The 2,328-nt window shown below is 40.7% G+C and carries 3 protein-coding genes; all 3 read left to right on the top strand.

What is annotated here, in order from left to right; all coding sequences use genetic code 11:
• Positions 1-83: 83 nt before the first annotated feature.
• The 3 genes from F4V44_RS27125 (at position 84) to tnpC (ending at position 2,244) form a co-directional block, all read left to right on the top strand.
• A complete protein-coding gene (locus F4V44_RS27125; protein ID WP_150443089.1) occupies positions 84-278 on the top strand; it encodes a hypothetical protein in 195 nt (64 codons plus the stop codon).
• On the top strand, positions 275-628 hold the full coding sequence (gene tnpB / locus F4V44_RS27120) for an IS66 family insertion sequence element accessory protein TnpB (RefSeq protein ID WP_150443088.1): 354 nt from the start codon (positions 275-277) through the stop codon (positions 626-628). Before F4V44_RS27125 ends, tnpB begins: the two co-directional genes overlap by 4 nt.
• A gap of 65 nt (positions 629-693) precedes the next feature.
• Complete coding sequence (gene tnpC, locus F4V44_RS27115) at positions 694-2,244, top strand: IS66 family transposase (RefSeq protein ID WP_150443087.1); 1,551 nt, start codon at positions 694-696, stop codon at positions 2,242-2,244.
• Positions 2,245-2,328: the final 84 nt, after the last annotated feature.

The raw sequence follows: 2,328 nt of genomic DNA, 5'->3' as shown, positions 1-2,328 counted from the left end.
GTAAGCCCGTAATCAAATAACGCATATAAACAACCAGGCACCTCCGGTACGATAGACATATCAATTCAAGGGGGTGCTTCTTTATGCTAGCTAATAAACTCACGATTGTCCCTGTGACACTAAATCCTATCACTGACGAACCGTCTTCTATCCATTCATCTCAAATTTCCGCTGGCCCGAGTTGTGTTATTAAAACAGCAAGTGCTGAAATTTCCTTCTTCAATGGCGTAGATGAGCGTATCATCCAGACGATCATGAAGGAGCTGAACAAACAATGAAGCATGATTTTACGAGCGTGCAAAACATCTATATCATTTGCGGCAAGACCGATATGCGAAAAGGCATTGACGGTCTAGCAACACTCATTCAAGATTCATTTGAATTGGATCCGTATAGTGATTCCATCTTTTTGTTTTCCGGATGGAGCAAGGACCGCTATAAATGTTTATATTTTGATGGAGATGGCTTCGCCATGCTTTATAAGCGATTGGATAATGGCAAGCTTCAATGGCCAAAAGATGAAAATGAAGTACGGAATCTTTCACAACAGGAGCTTCGTTGGTTATTGGAAGGGTTATCGCTGCAGCAACCAAAGGCGATTGCGAAATCTGCAAAAGGTGTCTTTTAAACTCACCTATCCAGATGTTATAATCATCCATAACTTATACTGAACGGAATGTGGTGAGTGATTTAATGAGCGCTTCTAATGAAAAAGTGATTCAACTTCTTGAAGAGCAACTAACATATATGAAAGAACAAAACAAAGATTTATCCAAACAAATTGAAGTACTAACAGAACAAGTTCGCCAATTAACGAAGGCTTTATATAGTTCAAAATCGGAAAAATCAAAGTACCAAGCTCCAGACGGACAAGGTTCTTTATTCGAAGATGATCCGTCTTTTAACGATTCTGAGCACACAGAAAAACAAAGCACAGAGACGACTAGCTACACCGTTGTCCGTAAATTAAATAAGAAAAAACGAAATGATTCTTTTCATGATGGAATTGAAATAGAAGAAATTCACCATCATCCCGCTAATACACAGTGTGACTGTTGCCATGGTCAAATGACAGAAGCAGGTACAACCATTGCGCGTGAAGAAGCGAAATTCATTCCGGCAAAAATGATGCGCATCCAGCATATTGAGCATGCCTATGAATGTAAGCACTGTAAAAAGAATTTCTCACAAAAAGCGCAAATGAAACGTGGGAAAGCACCACAAGCCGCCATTCTGCGAAGTATTGCAGGACCGACAGTTTTAGCAAAACTCATCTACGATAAGTTTATCCAGTACTTGCCTCTTTACCGTCAGGTAAAGGAATGGGAACGATATGGTCTTCTTACCAATGATAAGAACTTATCCAATTGGGTGATTCGTGCAGCAGAAGATTGGCTTTTACCTATTTATGGGCAGATGAAACAAGTATTAATATCAAAATCTGTTCTGCATGTGGATGAGACCTATGCGCAAATCATTAAGCGTTCTGATGGGAAATCAGGTCAATCTAATGCCTACAATTGGGTATTTCGAAGCGTGCCAAGCCAGGGGCCCATCATCGTTCTTTTCCAAAGTGCTTTATCGCGAGGTCGAGCTGTCCTAGAAGGTTTCACAGCCGGATTTAAAGGGACAGTGATTTGCGATGGTTATTCGGCATATGGCAATTTACCCGATGTCACGTTCGCCAATTGTTGGGCGCATGTGCGACGTTATTGGCTGAAAGCCGATAGCAAAAATGGCCAAATTGGCGTGGGATATTGCGATCAATTGTATCGTTTAGAACGTCAATTTAAGCATCTTTCACCGGGAAAACGCAGAAAAGCAAGGCAAAAACATTCGAAGCCGATTGTAGAAAAGTTTCTAAAATGGGTGGATGAATCGCCTTTCTTCGGGAAAAGTGCCTTAGCGAAAGCTGCGGAATACACATTAAATCGGGTCCATGGATTAAAAGCTTTTCTGTTCGATGGTCGAATTGAAATCGATAATAATCCAGCAGAAAATGCGATTCGCCCAAATGTGATTGGCCGAAAAAACTGGCTTTTCTCTGTTAGTGAGGCTGGTGCAAAGGCGAATGCCATTTGTTTAAGTTTAGCGGAAACTGCAAAAGCAAATGGCATCGATTTTTATCAGTACCTAGTGAAGCTAATAACGGATCTACCACATTTACCAATCCATCAGCAGCCAGAAATTTTACATAATTACATGCCTTGGTCGAAAAATATCCAAGTGACATGTGCAAAATAGCCAACTATCTAAAAAAATTTTAGGATAGATGGCTATTCGTCATGCGTACCGGAAAGGTGCGCATTTTTATATTTCGGGCTTACG

Origin of the sequence: Niallia endozanthoxylica (genome assembly GCF_008710145.1) — a bacterium.
Classification (GTDB): Bacteria; Bacillota; Bacilli; order Bacillales; family Cytobacillaceae; genus Bacillus_BD; species Bacillus_BD endozanthoxylica.
Note: the sequence above shows the minus strand (reverse complement) of the source record. Positions and strands in the feature narration are given on the sequence as shown.